The sequence below is a fragment of the Sinomicrobium weinanense genome, assembly GCF_018863395.1.
Taxonomy (GTDB): Bacteria; Bacteroidota; Bacteroidia; order Flavobacteriales; family Flavobacteriaceae; genus Sinomicrobium; species Sinomicrobium weinanense.
On record NZ_JAHKRR010000001.1, the window covers coordinates 481,035 to 498,040 of the forward strand.

The 17,006-nt window shown below is 45.7% G+C and carries 17 protein-coding genes; 6 read left to right on the forward strand and 11 right to left on the reverse strand.

Translation table 11 applies throughout. From position 1 onward, the window contains the following. Positions 1-68 precede the first annotated feature (68 nt). Entirely contained in the window at positions 69-878 is an 810-nt protein-coding gene (locus KN811_RS02065) for an enoyl-ACP reductase FabI (protein ID WP_187966126.1), read from the forward strand. Between the two features lie 137 nt (positions 879-1,015). Here the strand turns inward: KN811_RS02065 and KN811_RS02070 are convergent, their stop codons facing one another. The 10 genes from KN811_RS02070 to KN811_RS02110 form a co-directional block, all read right to left on the reverse strand. Further along, complete coding sequence (locus KN811_RS02070) at positions 1,016-1,597, reverse strand: MiaE family protein (protein WP_187966125.1); 582 nt, start codon at positions 1,595-1,597, stop codon at positions 1,016-1,018. Continuing rightward, positions 1,591-2,151 carry a DUF1697 domain-containing protein gene (locus KN811_RS02075; RefSeq protein WP_187966124.1) on the reverse strand — a complete coding sequence of 187 codons (561 nt, stop codon included), beginning with the start codon at positions 2,149-2,151 and terminating at the stop codon, positions 1,591-1,593. The genes KN811_RS02070 and KN811_RS02075 overlap by 7 nt, the downstream gene beginning before the upstream one ends. A gap of 12 nt (positions 2,152-2,163) precedes the next feature. After that, the gene (locus tag KN811_RS02080; RefSeq protein ID WP_187966123.1) at positions 2,164-3,879 is read right to left on the reverse strand and encodes a sodium:solute symporter family protein; all 1,716 of its coding nucleotides are present in this window, start codon (positions 3,877-3,879) and stop codon (positions 2,164-2,166) included. A gap of 3 nt (positions 3,880-3,882) precedes the next feature. Further along, positions 3,883-4,008, reverse strand: coding sequence for a hypothetical protein (locus tag KN811_RS21915; RefSeq protein ID WP_282097927.1), 126 nt, complete (start codon positions 4,006-4,008; stop codon positions 3,883-3,885). A gap of 73 nt (positions 4,009-4,081) precedes the next feature. Continuing rightward, complete coding sequence (locus KN811_RS02085; protein WP_187966122.1) at positions 4,082-6,592, reverse strand: PIG-L family deacetylase; 2,511 nt, start codon at positions 6,590-6,592, stop codon at positions 4,082-4,084. A 132-nt stretch (positions 6,593-6,724) separates the two neighbouring features. Beyond that, complete coding sequence (locus tag KN811_RS02090) at positions 6,725-7,261, reverse strand: mechanosensitive ion channel domain-containing protein (protein ID WP_187966121.1); 537 nt, start codon at positions 7,259-7,261, stop codon at positions 6,725-6,727. A gap of 72 nt (positions 7,262-7,333) precedes the next feature. Next, positions 7,334-7,930, reverse strand: coding sequence for a Maf-like protein (locus KN811_RS02095; protein ID WP_187966120.1), 597 nt, complete (start codon positions 7,928-7,930; stop codon positions 7,334-7,336). A gap of 46 nt (positions 7,931-7,976) precedes the next feature. Beyond that, positions 7,977-9,074, reverse strand: coding sequence for an acyltransferase family protein (locus tag KN811_RS02100; RefSeq protein WP_187966119.1), 1,098 nt, complete (start codon positions 9,072-9,074; stop codon positions 7,977-7,979). A 116-nt stretch (positions 9,075-9,190) separates the two neighbouring features. Beyond that, positions 9,191-9,715 carry a KdsC family phosphatase gene (locus KN811_RS02105; protein ID WP_187966118.1) on the reverse strand — a complete coding sequence of 175 codons (525 nt, stop codon included), beginning with the start codon at positions 9,713-9,715 and terminating at the stop codon, positions 9,191-9,193. Positions 9,716-9,955: 240 nt separating this feature from the next. Continuing rightward, entirely contained in the window at positions 9,956-10,711 is a 756-nt protein-coding gene (locus KN811_RS02110; protein WP_187966117.1) for a Rossmann-like and DUF2520 domain-containing protein, read from the reverse strand. Between the two features lie 286 nt (positions 10,712-10,997). Here KN811_RS02110 and KN811_RS02115 point away from each other — a divergent pair, with 286 nt between their 5' ends. The 5 genes from KN811_RS02115 to KN811_RS02135 all read left to right on the forward strand — a co-directional run bounded on the left by KN811_RS02115 (position 10,998) and on the right by KN811_RS02135 (position 16,170). Continuing rightward, positions 10,998-14,237: a cytochrome c biogenesis protein CcsA gene (locus KN811_RS02115; RefSeq protein WP_187966116.1), complete on the forward strand. Its 3,240-nt coding sequence runs from the start codon at positions 10,998-11,000 to the stop codon at positions 14,235-14,237. A gap of 524 nt (positions 14,238-14,761) precedes the next feature. Then, positions 14,762-14,995 carry a hypothetical protein gene (locus KN811_RS02120; RefSeq protein WP_187966115.1) on the forward strand — a complete coding sequence of 78 codons (234 nt, stop codon included), beginning with the start codon at positions 14,762-14,764 and terminating at the stop codon, positions 14,993-14,995. 233 nt (positions 14,996-15,228) lie between these two features. Then, complete coding sequence (locus tag KN811_RS02125) at positions 15,229-15,579, forward strand: hypothetical protein (RefSeq protein WP_187966114.1); 351 nt, start codon at positions 15,229-15,231, stop codon at positions 15,577-15,579. A 118-nt stretch (positions 15,580-15,697) separates the two neighbouring features. Next, complete coding sequence (locus tag KN811_RS02130; protein WP_187966113.1) at positions 15,698-15,910, forward strand: DUF4160 domain-containing protein; 213 nt, start codon at positions 15,698-15,700, stop codon at positions 15,908-15,910. Between the two features lie 20 nt (positions 15,911-15,930). Beyond that, positions 15,931-16,170 (forward strand): DUF2442 domain-containing protein, encoded by a 240-nt coding sequence (locus tag KN811_RS02135; RefSeq protein ID WP_187966112.1) that lies wholly within the window; start codon positions 15,931-15,933, stop codon positions 16,168-16,170. Positions 16,171-16,216: 46 nt separating this feature from the next. Here the strand turns inward: KN811_RS02135 and KN811_RS02140 are convergent, their stop codons facing one another. Further along, a complete protein-coding gene (locus KN811_RS02140; RefSeq protein WP_187966111.1) occupies positions 16,217-16,894 on the reverse strand; it encodes a hypothetical protein in 678 nt (225 codons plus the stop codon). Positions 16,895-17,006: the final 112 nt, after the last annotated feature.

Genomic DNA, 17,006 nt, shown 5'->3' on the forward strand with positions numbered 1-17,006 from the left:
AGGTTAAATACTTGTAACTTGTAACCTCAAACCTGAAACCTAATAAACGACAAACATAATAGAACGAAATGTACAATTTATTAAAAGGAAAAAAGGGAATTATTTTTGGTGCCCTGGACGAAAATTCCATCGCCTGGAAAACTGCGGAACGAGTTCATGAAGAAGGAGGCACTTTTGTGTTGACCAATGCACCCATAGCTATGCGGATGGGACAGATAAAGGCGTTGGCGGAAAAAACAGGTTCGGAGATCGTCCCGGCAGACGCGACTAACCTGGACGACCTGCAGAACCTCGTGGAAAAATCCATGGAGATCCTGGGGGGTAAGATCGATTTTGTACTGCACTCTATAGGGATGTCCGTGAATGTAAGGAAAGGAAAACATTATACAGAGCAGAACTATGATTTTACAACCAAAGGGTGGGACGTTTCTGCTGTTTCTTTCCACAAGGTAATGCAAACCCTGCATAAAAACGATGCCATGAACGAATGGGGCAGTATCGTGGCGCTGACCTATATGGCAGCACAACGCACATTCCCGGATTATAACGATATGGCCGACAACAAGGCGTATCTGGAATCTATAGCCAGGAGCTTCGGCTATTTCTACGGAAAAGATAAAAAAGTGAGGGTCAATACCATTTCTCAATCTCCCACACCTACTACGGCAGGGCAGGGCGTAAAGGGATTTGACGGCTTTATTGCCTATGCCGATATGATGTCGCCACTGGGCAATGCTTCTGCCGCCGAATGTGCGGACTATACCATAACGCTTTTCTCCGATCTCACGAAAAAAGTGACCATGCAAAACCTTTATCACGACGGTGGTTTCTCCAATACAGGAGTGAGCAACGAGGTGATGGAGAAGTTTATGAAGTAAAGGTGAAGAGGGGTAGGGATTTGTGCCTCTTAAACCCTGAACGTGTCATTCCGACGGAAGGAGGGACCTCAAAACTAAGATGTTCTTCGCTTCGCTCAGAGTGACACGTTTTTTTAGTTTTTTTCGAGCCTGCCGGATTATCCGTGCATGGTCTCCTTTTTCCCCAGGTCTTTCATGATCCCCGCTTCATATTCCAGCAGGTCCTGCCATTTTTTGTCCACTTCCTCCCGGTTTCCGTACTGGCGTGCAAAGGCCAGGAACATGGTGTAGTGGTTGGCTTCGCTGACCATAAGGTTCTTGTAAAAATCGGCTAGTTCCTCATCCTGTATATTTTCAGAGAGCAGCCGGAAACGTTCGCAGCTTCGCGCCTCGATCAGGGCGGCATATAGCAATCTGTGGATAAGGTGCGATTCCCGGCTTCCGCCTTTGGGAAAGAATTTCATCAGCTCTACTACATATTTGTCCTTTCTTTCCCGTCCCAATACCCAGCCCCGGGCTACGATCTTGTCGTGCACCATTTTAAAATGGCTGATCTCTTCCTTGACCAGTGCGGTCATGGCCTGCACCAGTTCCGTATATTCCGGGAAGGAAACGATCAGGGAAATGGCGGTACTGGCTGCCTTTTGTTCGCAATAGGCATGATCGGTAAGTATCTCTTCGATATTCTTTTCCACAATATTCACCCAGCGGGGGTCCGTCGGTAATTTTAATCCTAACATGCGTTCTCGGTGTTTTTTGCTAGTTCTATCAGTTTGTTTACGGTGTTCCGGTTTCTGGTGGTAGCACGCAGCTTCAATTTGTTTTCGAAAAAATTGTTAGACAGTTTGGTCTTTCCGTAACCTTCCGGACAATAGAGGTATATACACCCCTCGGTAACCGTGAACTGGTCCCCTTTGCTTTGGTATGTCTCCAACTGCTTTACCTGTTCGGCCGTAGGTTTTTTACGGATAAAGGTAAAATACAATTTTTTAACATCTATCCCGGAAGAATGATAGGGGTTGCGGTCCCTTATCTGTTCGAGTTCTTCCGCGGTCCTGACAAATGAGGTGACATTTTCGTAGCCGAATGTGTTAAATATTCCTTCCTCAATGCGGTTTTCCAATGAGGCTGCACTTTCACCGGAAGCTGAGGTAAAAACTATGTTACCACTCTGTACATAGGTGGTGATACCGATAAAACCAAGTGTTTCGAACATCTTCTTCAGTTCGACCATTTTTATGATGTTCTTTCCGGAGACATTAATTCCCCGGAGCAGGCAAATATATGTTCTCATTCGTCTATTGTGTTATTGTTTGTTTAATCGCATGGACCGGAAAAGTGTTTCTATAACGATGGATATACCGATCACCAGCACACATCCGATAAAGTTTAGCCACAGATATCCTATTCGCTCTTCGATATGGATAAACCTGTAATAAATAAAGAAAATGATCGACTGGGTGATAAGGGCACTCCAGAAAACCGCATTCCCCCGGATAAACCGGAAGAAGAAGGCCAGGAGGAATATACCCAGCACATTGCCATAGAATACCGACCCTATGATGTTGACCAGCTGGATGAGGTTGTCTACCAGAGATCCGAAATTGGCAAACAGTATGGCAATACATCCCCAGAGCAGGGTAAACCATTTGGAGGCAGACAGGTAATGGCTGTCCTTTTTTTCTGTTTTGTGGTTTCTTTTATAGAGGTCTATGGTTGTAATAGTGCCCAGGGCATTGAGTTCTGAGGCGGTAGAAGACATGGCTGCCGAAAGGATCACCGCCAGTAACAGTCCTATAAACCCCCTGGGAAGATTGTTCAGTATAAAATGGATAAAAACATAATCCTTGTCGTTCGTTTCTATGGAGGCATCTGCTTTTTCGATCAGTTCCCGGGCTTTGCCCCTGTTTGCCCTTTCCTGTTTATTTATGGATTGTATTTTTCGTTTGGCAGCCATGGTGAGCTGGTAATCCTTGACATTCAGTACACCCGAATAGTATTCCTGGGCCATTTTTTTTTGGGTCTCCAGGTTGCTGTGTTCCTGCTCCAGTTGCCTGTAATCATCAGCATAAGGAGAGTTCAGTACTGCTTCCGTAGCAGCCGGATTAAAGTTGAGCGGGGAAGCGTGATACTGGTAAAACACAAAAACCATAACCCCAACCAGCAGGATAAAGAATTGCATGGGCACTTTCAGCAGGGCGTTAAAAATAAGCCCGATCTGGCTTTCCCGGATCGATTTCCCGGAGAGATAGCGCTGCACCTGGCTCTGGTCCGTACCGAAATAGGAAAGCATTAGAAAAAAACCTCCGGTGATGCCGCTCCAGAAGGTGTAGCGGTTTTTAGTGTTCCACGAAAAATCCAGGATATTGAGTTTGTCGTTGGCCCCTGCCACTTTTAGTGCTTTGTTGAAAGTAAGGTCGTCCGGAAGGTAATTCATGATCAGGAAAAAGGCGACGAACATGCCAGACATGATCACAAACATCTGCTGTTTCTGGGTGACATTCACGGCTTTGGTTCCCCCGATCACTGTGTAAATGATCACCAGGGAGCCGATAATGATATTCAGGGTCTTCAGGTCCCACCCGAGTACTGCAGACAAAATGATGGAAGGAGCATAAATGGTGATCCCCGCAGCCAGGCCGCGTTGTACCAGAAAGAGTATGGCGGTAAGGCTCCGGGTCTTGAGGTCGAACCGCTGTTCGAGAAATTCATAGGCCGTATATACCTTGAGTTTGTGGTAAACCGGAATGAAAACCATGCATATCACGATCATGGCCAGGGGAAGCCCGAAATAGAACTGTACAAACCCCATCCCGTCGTGAAAGGCCTGCCCCGGCGTGGACAAAAAGGTGATGGCACTGGCCTGGGTGGCCATTACGGAAAGCCCTACGGTCCACCATTTGGCCTCCTGGTTTCCCAGAATATAATCCTTGACCGAAGTGTTCTTCTTGGTCTTCCACGTGCCGTAAACTACGATGAAAAGAAGGGTGGTGTACAATACTATCCAGTCTATACTTTCCATGCACTAACAGTTTTCCAGCATTATAAAATAAAAGAAGGCAATATACAGGGCATTGGCAATGAGTACCAGGGTATAGCTGGTTTTCCACTGCCATTTTTGAGAGGTGTGATTTTCTTCCGGCTGTTCCATTATAGGAGGAGGTATTTGTGTTTTTTTGTTGTGTGACTTATGGTTGTGTTAATTCTCCGGCCTTTCTGAAAGGTCAGTTGTCTGCCTGTTCCTTTCCGATAGAAAGCATATTGGCAAACAGTTTAAACGCTCCCGGAACGCCTGCGGGGAGTTCCCGGAAAAAGCTCAATCCCGTGTAAATATAATAACCTTTTCCGTAAGGGGCGGCGAGCAGGCTGCCTTCTTTTGCTTTTTCGCCCTTGTCGTTCATGGACAGGACGGCGGTGTATTCTTTAGCCCATTTGTCCGGGAAATACAGTCCGCGCTCCTGTACCCATCCTTCGAAATCCCTGTCGGTGATCTTGTTGGGGTAATTCAGCAGGGGATGGTCTTTGGCTATAAATTTTACTTCGGCATTTTCATCGGTGACCCTGTCCCTGGACAGGTGCAGGGGATAGGGAGGTCTTACATCCATGTTTCCGTTACGTCCTGTGGTGTTGTACTGTACAATGAGTGTTCCGCCTTCCTTGACGTAATTTAACAAGACAGGTTGTTTAGCGTACAGGGATTCCAGTACATTGTAGGCGCGGATGCCAATAACGACGGCATCGAAACCGGCCAGGGAAGAAGCGGAAATATTGTCCGTATCGAGAAAGGTAACATTATAGCCTATCTGTTGCAGGCTTTCCGGCACTTTGTCCCCGGCCCCTGCGATATAGCCTACCGACTTTCCGGCTTTTTCTATATGGAGCCGTGCCACTTTGGCTTCTGAAGGCAACAGGACGGATTGTGGGGGAATATGGTCGTAGGTGATCTCCACCAGTTCCTTGGCATAAGTGCGCCCGTTTGTTTGTACCACAGGCCTGATCAGGCCTTCACTTTCACCTTCCGGAGGGGTGACCTTGAATATCACGGTTTTTTCTTCCCCTTTCCGGGTAGAACGGATAGGGTAGCTTTCCGGTGAAACCTTCCATCCTTCGGGGACGTTAAGGGAAACGGAGCCATTGACCTGCTCCTGTATTGCTGTGACTTTTACGGGGATACCTTTCGGGCCGTTGGCAAAGAGGTTTACCTTATTGGGAATGGATGCCGTAACGGCGGGGAGTATTTCAAACGGTTGGTAGCGTTCTCCCTGGGCGGGGTCGGTGTGCTTGTATGTGATATTCTTGCGGAGGGTCATATCCACGCCGTCGATGACGAGGTGAAAATCGGCAGTGAGTATGGCCGGGGTTTCGGGAAGCCCTATAAATTTTTGTTTGGCCCTGTACATCCCCAGGGAGCCTTTTTGCATCAGCCAGTAAGGGGCGGTGTAATTTTCTTCGTCAGGGATTTTAGTGTTGATGTCGAAGTGGTTTTCTTTGTTGTCTTCCAGCCTGGCGGAAAGGGTTTTTGCTGTATTTGACGGCAGTATTTCCAGGCTGTGGAGCTCTATGTTTGCAGAACTTCGGTTAATGGCCTCTACCTGCAGTTTTACGGTGCTTCCGGGAGTGGCCCTGGGTGTTTCGGCAACGGCTTCCAGGTAAAGCCCGGCACAGGCCTGTATAATCTCATTGAGTTCCCTGCTTTTTACGGTTTTCCAGTATTCATCATCCAGTTTTTGGATCAGGGTGTAGGCCTTTACCAGTTGCGGGATGTGCTCGGAGGGGTCCTTGAAATTGAAATGGTGTTCTACCGATTTCAGCAGTTTGGCAATTTCTTCTGTACCGTCCAGTCGCGACCATGTGGTGTTTATACCGGAAAAAAGATTGCCATGATCGGGAGTATCCCCTTTGAGCAGTTCCAGGTATTCCGTCTCGCTTCCCCTGGATGCGGCACTGCCAAAGCCCTGGCTGCGGTGCTGGCTGCGGCTGAGGGCGGCTATTTCCCCGTTGCTCATGCCCAGTGCAGGGTAGTATCCGCCCATGTCTACACTGACCAATTTGTCCTTCCTGGCTTTCCTGAACTTTTCTTCACTGCCGTAAAACCACCAGGAAGTGTTGAAAAAGAGTCTTTGTGGTTGCCATGCAGCAAAATGTTTTAGTTGTCCGGGATAAGCGTCCTTGTTTCCGGCCAGGTCAAATGCTTCCACACTGAGCATGGCCGAAGAAGTATGGTGCCCGTGTGTGGTTCCGGGAGAACGGTGGTCAAAACGGTTGATGATCACGTCCGGCCTGAATTTTCGTATGGCACGTACCACATCGGCCAGGACACTGTCTTTGTTCCAGATGGCCAGGGTTTCGTCCGGGTGCTTGGAAAAGCCGAAATCGTTGGCCCTTGAGAACATTTGTTTCCCGCCGTCAATACGCCTTGCCGCGAGCAGTTCTTCGGTCCTTATTACCCCGAGGAGTTCGCGGAGCTCTGTTCCGATGAGGTTTTGTCCGCCGTCTCCCCGGGTCAGGGACAGGTAGGCGGTGCGGGCGTGTACTTCGTTAGAGAGGTAGGAGATCATCCTGGTATTCTCATCGTCCGGGTGGGCTGCGATATACAGGGCTGAGCCTAAAAAATTGAGTTTCTGTATGGCGTGAAATATTTCGGAGGAAGTATAGGTTTTCGGTTGCTGAGGGTATAGGGGCGAAGAAATAAAAAGAGTGATGCTAAACAGGGTATAGAGGGTAATTTTATACATTTCAGTTAGTTTTAGATTACCGGTTTCACATTACGGGAATGGTCGTCAGGCGGTAGTTTGGCACAGTAGCCGCCCTCTCAAAGATAGAAATAATAGAAAATATGATATAGTGTTTATCGTTTCTTTAACTATTTAAAGGCTTTGACCGCCATCGTCATCCTTGTGGCTGTTCACAACCCTTACGCCTTTTTGTAACAGCAGGTTGTTGGGGTAAGTGATAAGCTCGCCTTCATCGGTACGCAGCAGCAGGTGAAAAGCTGTGATATCCTCGATAAAGGCTTCCGTGGGGAAGTCCTTGTCCTGGATTTGTATCCTGTCGCCTATTTTGAACGGAAAGGTGAAGAAAAGAATGATCCCGGCCGTGATATTGCTCAGTATTGACCATTGGGCAAACAGGGCCACACCGATCACTGCAAAAATGGAAGACAGAAAGATCCCCAGGTCCTCAAACCTTACATTCCAGATGATACTCAGGGCTACTATCCCCGTACAGACAATGGCAAAATTGGCATACTTGAGGATGAGAGAGGTCCGGGCATCGTTGTAATTACTGATCTTGCCCACCTTACGGATAATTTTGAACAGGCCAATTTTTAAAAGCAGCAGCAGGATAACGGTTATCGCACTATATAATAACTGGCTCTGGTATAAGGCTAAAAAATCGTTCATCGATATTACTGTTGTCGTATGATGTAAAGATATAATTACCCGGATTTTCCGGAGACGTTCTGTTTATTTTTTTCAGGTATTTTCTTCTATCAGGCCTTTTAGCGTGTTGTACATCAGGTGCACGGGCAATCCTACCACGTTGAAATATGATCCCTCGATTTTCCGGATGCCGACAAGGCCTATCCACTCCTGTATACCATAAGCGCCTGCTTTGTCAAAAGGTTTAAATCGATCTATGTAATGTGTTATCTCTCCATTAGTTAAGGAGTTGAAAAAAACTTTTGTAGTGGCATTGACGGTTTTTTGTAAATGGGGTGTGGTGAAACAGATGGAAGTGATCACCTCATGGCTGTCATTGGACAGCGTTTTTATCATTTCCACCGCTTCTTCCCTGTTTTTCGGTTTTCCCAGGGCCTTTTCGCGGTGCCAGACAATGGTGTCGGAGGTGATCAGGATATCCTTTTCCTGTAATTCCTCCCTGAAAGGCAGAGCTTTGAGCTGTGCCAGATAATCCGGAATATCGCTTCCCCGGAGCCTTTCGGGGTATATTTCCTCTACGTTTTTAAGGCGTATCTCAAAATCGATGCCCAGCTCCCTGAAGAACTGATGCCTTCTCGGAGAACCGGACGCCAGGATGATGTTGTAGTTCTTTAATGTTTCCTGAAGCATATTGGTTTTAGAGCTTTGTTTTTTTTAATAACAGGGGCGGGTTTGCTCAGACCTTTATGATCTTTCCCTTTCGGTATAGCCAGTACGCAAAAAGCCATATAAAGAAAGTAAAGCAGATCGCAAACATAAGGCTGCCTAGTTCATTGCTGAAAACAGGCTGGAATATATGCTGGTACGACCACCCGAGGAAAGAAGCATCGCCAATTTTCAGCACATAGATAAATATCTTTACAACGAGTACGGAAAGCATATAGCTCACAAGTGGGTTCTGCCCGAAAACGCGGAATACCAATGTCCAGGAACCCTGTTTTTGAATGTCGATAAGCCAGATGAGCAGGGTCCATACGGCTACGATGATACCGGAAGTGTAGAGTACGTAAGGCCCGGTCCATAAGGGTTTGTTTATCGGGTAGACGGTGTTCCAGAGCAGTGCCACGACTATCAGTGCCACGGCAAGGCCGGTGAGTTTTTTTACGTGCGACAGGCCCGGGATACCATTTTTTAATGTCTGTTTGCCGATGACATATCCCAGTATCACCTGCCCGGCACCGGAGAGGGTGCCCAATAGCCCTTCTGGGTCGAATGGGATACCAAATCCTTTGTAGATGTGCCTTTCGCCCACTAAGGCCTTGTCCAGGATGTTACTGAAGTTGCCTTCCAGGGAATAAGGAGCATCGCCCCCTAAAAAATACAGGAGTGCCCAATGCCCCAGCAAAAGAACCGCAAGGACACCAATAAGAGGCCTGTTCCCGTTAAACAATACTATACATACTCCTGCGAGCAGAAAAGAGAGGGCAATGCGTTGCAGTACCCCGAAGATCCGCAGATCAGCGATATTGGTCATGTAAAAAGGAAACCAGTTGAGCAGCAATCCGATCAGGAAAATAAGGGCTGCCCTTTTCAGGAGTTTGAGCAATATTGGCCTTTTGTTGGCCGGGTCCATTTTTTTAAAGGAAATACTCATGGATAGTCCCACCACAAACAGGAAGCTCGGAAAAACAAGATCCGTAGGCGTACATCCGTTCCAGGCAGAATGCCGGAGCGGGGCATACACATAGTTCCACGAGCCCGGTGTGTTGACTACGATCATCAAAAAAATGGTAAGTCCGCGTAATACATCGACGGACAGGATTCTGGTTTTCATGGTTGGTGTTTTTTTAAGAGGGGAATTTAATAATTATAATTTACAGTCCTTTCGGTTTAATGGAAGATTTAAGATTATTGTTCCGTGCCAATAGGGGCATTTAGAGATATTATAGATTAGTCGTACTTGGCCTCAAAGCTGTTGCTCCATTTTCCCTGTACCTTAAGCACCTGTTCTATAACATCCCGTACACAGCCTTTACCACCATTTTTGTGAGAGATGTATTTGGAGACTTCCTTGATCTCGGGGGCCGCATCCTGCGGACATACAGGCAGTCCCACCATTTGCATAGGGGGGAGGTCCGGCAGGTCGTCTCCCATGTAGAGAACGTTTTGCGGTTTTATATTGTAAATATCGAAATACTCGTCCAGAGCTTCGGTCTTGTGATGAGTACCGAGGTAAATATCCGTTACTCCAAGTCCCCGCATACGTTCCCGTACTCCTTCATTGGTGCCTCCGGAGATAATACACACATTATATCCTTTTTCCACGGCTGTTTTTATGGCATAGCCATCCTTGAGGTTCATGTTGCGGAGCATTTGTCCGTCAGTAGTGATGACAATGGTGCCGTCGGTAAGCACGCCATCCACGTCAAAGACAAAAGTGGTGATGTGCTCCAGGTATTCTTTGTAGTTTTTCATACGGGGAATTTATTTTTAGGATTCAAAAGAAACAAAGGTACAAAGTTTCTTCCTGAAACCGGAGTGTGTTTTTGTGAGGAGCGAAGGCTGATTGTAAAAATCTTTTTCAGGCCTGAGTATGGGTGAGTGTAACCACAGATCTCCAAAACAGGCCGGCAATAAATAAAATTTTGCTAAGTTTGTTTTTGTGTTATTTGTTAATTACTGGTTTATAGTATTTTTCAACCTATCACTTAAAGATTAAATTGAATCGTATTGTTGCTCCTGAATGGATTTCGTAAGCAACTCATATATCTTTTTGTAGGTAGGGTGAAGGTTTAACTGGTTCAGGTGTTTTTGCAGGGTATTCTGGTCATTCCTCCTGGCCGGCCCGGTCTGTGCTTCGACGGGAGGCATGTGTTCTATTTTTTTGGCTGTTTCCGCGATGAGTGGTTTCAGCAGGTCGAAAGGAAGGTCGTTTTTCCGGCAGATATCATCACCGATAGCATAGAGATGGTTTACGAAATTATTTACAAATACGGCTGCCAGGTGAAGCGATCGCCGCTGTTCGGAATTTACCGGGTGCACCCGTTGCGAAATGCTACGGGCCACATACTCCAGTATTTCCCGGTCCCTGTCGTTCTCTGCTTCAATGCACAGGGGAATTTTGGAAAAATCCACATCCTTGTCCCTGGAAAAGGACTGTAACGGGTAAAATACCCCTCTCCGGTTCTCGGGGCTTAATTCTTCCAGCGCAACGCTTCCGGAAGTATGGGCCACCAACCGGCCTTTAAAAGGAAGTTTGGCGGAAACCTCGCTAATGGCATCGTCCGAGACGGCAATGAGGTACAGATCGGCAGTCTCTAACGCCTCATAATTATCGGTAGCGGGGATGCCCGCAACGGATAGCCCTTTCCTGTTAAATGATTGGATGACTTTGACTTTGTTGCTCCTGTTAAAAGTTTTGATCAAATGTGTGGCCACATTTCCGGAGCCTATGATAACTATTTTAATCATGCGGCTAAATTACGAAGATATTGGATATGTGTATGGATATAAGGGGTAAGAGGTTCCGCTGGTAACAAAATTATATACTTAAATATACAAAAATCTAATTTATCCTACCGCATAAGTGGCTTTATGCTGTCCGGATACAGGGTGCTGAATATAAATCCGATAGTATTTAAGAACATATTAACATTCCCTTGTATTTCTTTCCGTTCTCCAGGCCTTAAAAAGTCATAAAAACGCCCTATTTTTGCACGCATAATACCATAGTACAAGTGCATATAAACATATTGTAATGACTAACTTCCTCAAGAATACGATCTTCTCCACACGTTTAATGGCTGTTTTGTTTTTGGTGTTTGCCACCGCATTGGCCTTTGGTACATTTTTCGAAACCTGGTACAGCACCACTACCGCCAGGATATGGGTATACAATGCCTGGTGGTTCGAGGCCATTATGCTTCTTTTTGTGATCAATTTTTGCGGAAATATTGTACGCTATCAACTGCACAAAAAGGAGAAATGGGCAGTATTGCTGCTGCACCTGTCGTTTATCTTTATTATTGCGGGGGCATTTGTTACCCGTTATATCAGCTACGAAGGTGTAATGCCTATTCGCGAGGGAGAGGCTTCCAATACTTTCCTGTCAGACAAAACCTATCTCACTGCCTACATAGACGGGGAGATTGACGGGCAGCCCATGCGAAAGTCCATGAAAGACGATATCCTGGTATCCCCGGAAGGCATTCAATCCAGGCTTCCGTGGAGATCCGACTTTAACGGGCAACCGTTTACCATATCGCACGTGGGATACATCAGCGGGGCGGAGAAGGGGCTTGTTCCCGATGAAAACGGTGAGGAGTACCTGAAGATCGTCGAGGCTGGCGGAGGAACACGTCACGACCACTACATTAAAAACGGGGAAGTGACCAGTATACACAATGTGCTCTTTGCCCTGAACAAGCCTACCCAGGGCGCCATCAATATCAATACAAAAGACAGTTTATACACCATAGATACCCCTTTTGAAGGGACCTTTATGCGAATGGCAGACCAGCACCGGGGAGAAGTCGTAAAAGACAGTGTACAACCCCTGCAACTCCGGTCGCTGTATAATGTGGCCAATATGCAGTTTGTGTTTCCCGACCCTGTGGTGAAAGGAAAATATGAAGTGGTAGAGGCCGAAGACAAGCAAAATGCTGCGCAGGATGCCCTTATTCTGGATGTTTCCACCAATGGAGAGACCAAACGCGTAAAAGTCCTGGGGGGGAAAGGAATAGCGAGTCAACCGGTACAGCTAAGCCTCGGCGGACTGGATTTTCACCTTTCCTTCGGGTCTGTTGAAATAGAACTGCCTTTCAGTATTAAACTCAACGATTTTATAGCGGAAAAATACCCTGGAACAGAAAACGGATATTCCTCCTTTATGAGCAAAGTTACCGTCAATGACGACAAGCCGTTTGACTACGATATCTATATGAACCATATTCTGGACCATAAAGGGTACCGGTTCTTCCAGGCACAGTTCGATCCCGACGAAAAAGGAACGGTATTGTCCGTTAACCACGATTTTTACGGAACCTGGATCACTTATATCGGTTATACGCTGCTCTATATAGGACTGCTGGGCATAATGTTCTACGGCAAGACAAGGTTTAAGAACCTGGGACAAATGCTGAAAAAGGTAAAAACCGAAAAAGCAAAACTGGCAACAACAGTAATGCTCTTTTTTAGCCTGACCACTTTTGCACAGTTCGATCAATACAACAAAACTGACAGCATTCATGTACAGGAGGAAGAACACACGCATACCAATGTACTGCCTTCCAGGCAACAAATAGATTCCATTATCGAGGCAACTTCGGTAAGCCAGGAACATGCAGATAAATTCGGGAAACTCGTTATCCAGGACGACGGTGGCCGGATGAAACCCGTAAACACCTTTGCGTCCGAATTGCTTAGAAAGATCAGCCAGAAGGATACCTACAACGGCCTTGATGCCGACCAGGTCTTTCTTTCCATGCTGCAAAACCCCGCAGCCTGGTACAATACGGAACTGATCTATATGAAAAAGCACAATGACAGCCTGCACAGGCTCATCGGTGTGGAAGAGGGAAAAAAATATGTCCGTGCCATCGATTTCTTCGACGAACAGGGCAATTACAAGCTGGCTCCATATCTGCGGGAGGCCTACGCCACGAACATACCTAACAAGTTCCAGACAGAATTCAAGGAAGCCGATCAGCGGCTGGCATTGCTCAACAGGGCGCTGGGAGGGGAGATCCTGAAAATATTCCCTGTGCCCGATGACGAGAACCACAAATGGATATCGGCCGTAGATTACAGGACCCGGAAATATCCCATTCAGGATTCCCTGTATGCCAATTTCATCGATAAGTCGGTAAGCCTTTATCTGATGTCGCTCCAGCAGGCCAAACATACACAGGATTATTCCGATGCCGATAAAATATTGCAGGCCTTTAAGAAAAACCAGGAAAATTACGGATCGGAAGTATTGCCTTCCGATACGAAAATAGCGGTGGAGGCCGCCTATAACAAGGTGAACATTTTTGAGCAACTGCTCATGTGGTATATGACTATCGGTTTGCTGATGTTCCTTTTTATCGTATTGAAAATATTCTACGATAACAAGGTGCTCAAGAGATTGGTGCTGATATCTACCGTAACAATCGTTATCCTTTTTGTTCTCCATACTATTGGTTTGATAGCCCGTTCCTATATTTCCGGGCATGCCCCGTGGAGTGATGCCTATGAAAGTATGATATACGTAGCCTGGGCCACCATGCTTTTCGGGCTTGTATTCGGAAGAAAATCCAGCCTTACGATCGCTTCCACAGCCTTTGTTACTTCCATTGTATTGTGGGCGGCACACATGAACTGGCTCGACCCGGCCATAGCCAACCTGCAACCCGTACTGGACAGTTACTGGCTGATGATACACGTATCCATCATTGTAGGTAGCTACGGACCCCTTACCCTGGGCATGATACTCGGTGTAGTAGCATTGTTGCTCATCATCCTCACCAATAAAAAGAACAAGCAGAAAATGGCGCTCCACATCCGGGAGATCACCATTATCAATGAAATGGCATTGACCGTAGGCCTTATTATGCTCACCATAGGAAACTTTCTCGGCGGACAATGGGCCAACGAAAGCTGGGGCCGCTACTGGGGGTGGGACCCTAAAGAAACCTGGGCCCTGGTGAGTATCATGGTTTACGCTTTTATAGTGCACATGCGCCTGGTTCCCGGCCTCCGGGGCAGGTTTGCCTTTAACTTTGCCAGTATCGTGGCCTATGGCAGTATTATGATGACCTATTTTGGCGTAAATTTCTACCTCGTAGGCCTGCACAGCTATGCCAGCGGGGATAAGGTGATCACTCCGGACTTTGTGTACTATTCCGTAGTTGTCGTTGCTTTGCTCGGTGCCGTAAGTTACTGGAGGTACCGGGTGTATTACAAGGATGGTAACGGTAACGGGAATAACGGGAATAAAAAGAAGGTTTCCGCTTAAAAAATTAGGAGCAGTCTTAAAAGTAATATATACGTCCACCTGAGCCTTGCGAATTACAACAATATAAATAGCTGTCAGAGCGAAGTCGAGACGCCTTGACCAGCCCGAACCCCCTCGACTTCAACCTGTCCTGAACCCTTCGGTTTCACCCAGGATAAACTAAAGCTGGAGGACTCAGGGCGACTGGGGGCGTCATTAAAACGTTAGGTCTCGGAATGCCGGTTTCAAGGGCTTCCGAAGACAGTTTCTTTTGGTTACAAATGCCTTTCTACGGTGTGTTTTTGGTGATGGACCTTACCATCTTTACTCTTAAAAAAATATGAAACTGCAAGGTTTGTGCAGTGAATAATGTTAATTTAGCTGTCATGAACTACCTCACATTACAATTCGAAACTACCGCGAATTACATCTAAAATAACCACGAAATTCTACCCGCCCCTTTTTTTGTATTCAGAATTTGAACAGTTTTGTTACAGCTAAAACTGTTTTGAATATAATTATTTATTAACTAAAACCTTTTTATTATGAAAACGTTAGAAAGTTATGGCGTTCAGGAAATGAACATGGAAGAATTACACGAAACAGATGGTGGGATTTCATTTGACCAGGCTTATCACGACTTCCAACAGGGCGGGGCACACCTCGGTTTAGGTGCTGCAATGCTCGTTTCAGCTGCCTGGGCCGGTATTGCATTAACACCTGCACTTATCCTTGGTTCCCTGGGAACCGGACTGCTCGGTGGTGGTATAGATCTCTAAGCCGGAGGTGAAAAACAGTTGCCCGGCACTTTTTAAGGCCGGGCATGAGAGATACTGATGTGTCCGCCACCGTAAAACTAGCTTACGAGCGATGAGAGGGGCCTGCTGAAAAGTAATTTTAGTAGGCCTCTTTTTATATGGAGATACAGGTTCTTTTTCAATTTGTAACAAAGCTAAAAGGCAGAGCTTCCAAACTTTTCTTTACTTTTGATAGTCCTCAAAAAGTAAAAAGTATGTACGAAAAACGCAACGAACCTCCTGTTTCCCGGAAAAAATTCTATCGGCGGTTGTTGAAACATTTCGGCGTTTCTTCTCTTGTGGTCCTTGTTTCCGTAGGACTGGGACTGCTGGGTTTTATAATTTTCGAAGGCTATTCCCCGGCCCATGCTTTTCTTCATGCTTCCATCCTGTTAAGCGGCCTCGGCCTGGTAGAAACACCACAGACCAATATAGGAAAACTGTTTGTAAGCCTTTACGGACTGTATGCCGGGCTGGTTTTTCTTATCGCCGCAGGTATTGTGGTGGCGCCCTTAATACACAGGTTGTTGCACAAATTTAATTATGCGGAAGATGAAGAAGACTAAAAATATGGCGAGAAAAGGTTTTATCGAGAGGCAGAAGCATACGTCAAACTGTTGAATATGGGATGCCCTGTAATTTTCGTGCTTTTATATATGTTTGTTACTGAATAATGATATTTGTATGCCAACACTGTTTTACACGGATGGGTTTCGGGTTTGTTTTTTCTCTAATGAGCATAAACCAATACATGTGCATGTAGAAAAAGCCGGAGGTGTTGTAAAAATTGAATTATTACCCGAAATAGTGGTCATTGCTAATAAAGGAATGAGTGCGAAAAATCGGAAAAAAGCCCTATCTTTAGTTATGGAAAATAAAGGAACAATAATAGGGTAATCGGAAAAGTTTGTTTAATTATGGAGACAAGGGTTGCGAAAGTAGAGTTTAAAGAAAACAAACTTTTTTTTCTTCTTGAGGATGGCAGGGAAGTGGGTTGCCCGCTGGAGTGGTTCCCGAAACTTTGGAAAGCGACAGACGAGCAAAGGAACAAATATCGGATATTGCCTTATGGTATAGGAGTGCACTGGGAAGATTTGGATGAAGATATATCTACGGAAGGGATGTTTAAATATTCTCCCCCACTAAAAACATTATAGACAGAATGAAAAGGGGCCATGTCTGATAACAACACAATTGATTTTTTTAGTTCTGATAGTCTGAAGCATCCGTCAACCTGTTGAGCATTGTTGTAATAGATGCTTCGTGCCTTTTGAGATCACCAATTTTTCCTTCGTAGGTGTGTATACGGCTAAGCCTGGGAAATATTATTTTGTTTTTGGCCAGGTAAAGTGAGGCTACCAGGTTAAAATAGTTGTACAACAGAATAAGCTGTTGAATACCGTCGGTCCTTACTTTTTTCAGGCCTGTTTTAGAGGCTGTCCTCTCATTTATAATATAGCTGGTGCCCCGTAGCACAACGTTTTCTCCTTCGCTATGGATAATGTTCAGCAGTCCCTTTAAATATTCCGATAATATAAAGGCCGTCCTTTGTTTTCCGTTAAGGTTTTTGGGAATGGCAAAGTAGTAATCGAATAAAGTTCCGCCGTGGATAACAATAACTCCGTCCTTCTCCTTTTCCGCCAGGAATAATGAAGAAAAATACCTTAAATGCCCTTTGCCCACCATCGAAGGAACATCAAAAAAGGGTGCGATCACTGATAGTGTAATGACCACAAAAAACGGTATCAAAAACAACAGGGCAGGAGCTGTAAAATAGAGAATACACGTTATCAAAGAATTAACGAGTAATGAAAACAGCAGCAGTTTAAACTGAAATTTGAGCTGTTCTTTTTTGAGTTTTGTATAAAATCTGTTTTTCATAAATTATCTGGGGCACTGACCACAATGCAAGTACTGAATATGCCTTGTTAGAATGTGTATAAGCACCAAAACTAAAAATTAAGGAGAGATTTACCAATATCGGGATATATTT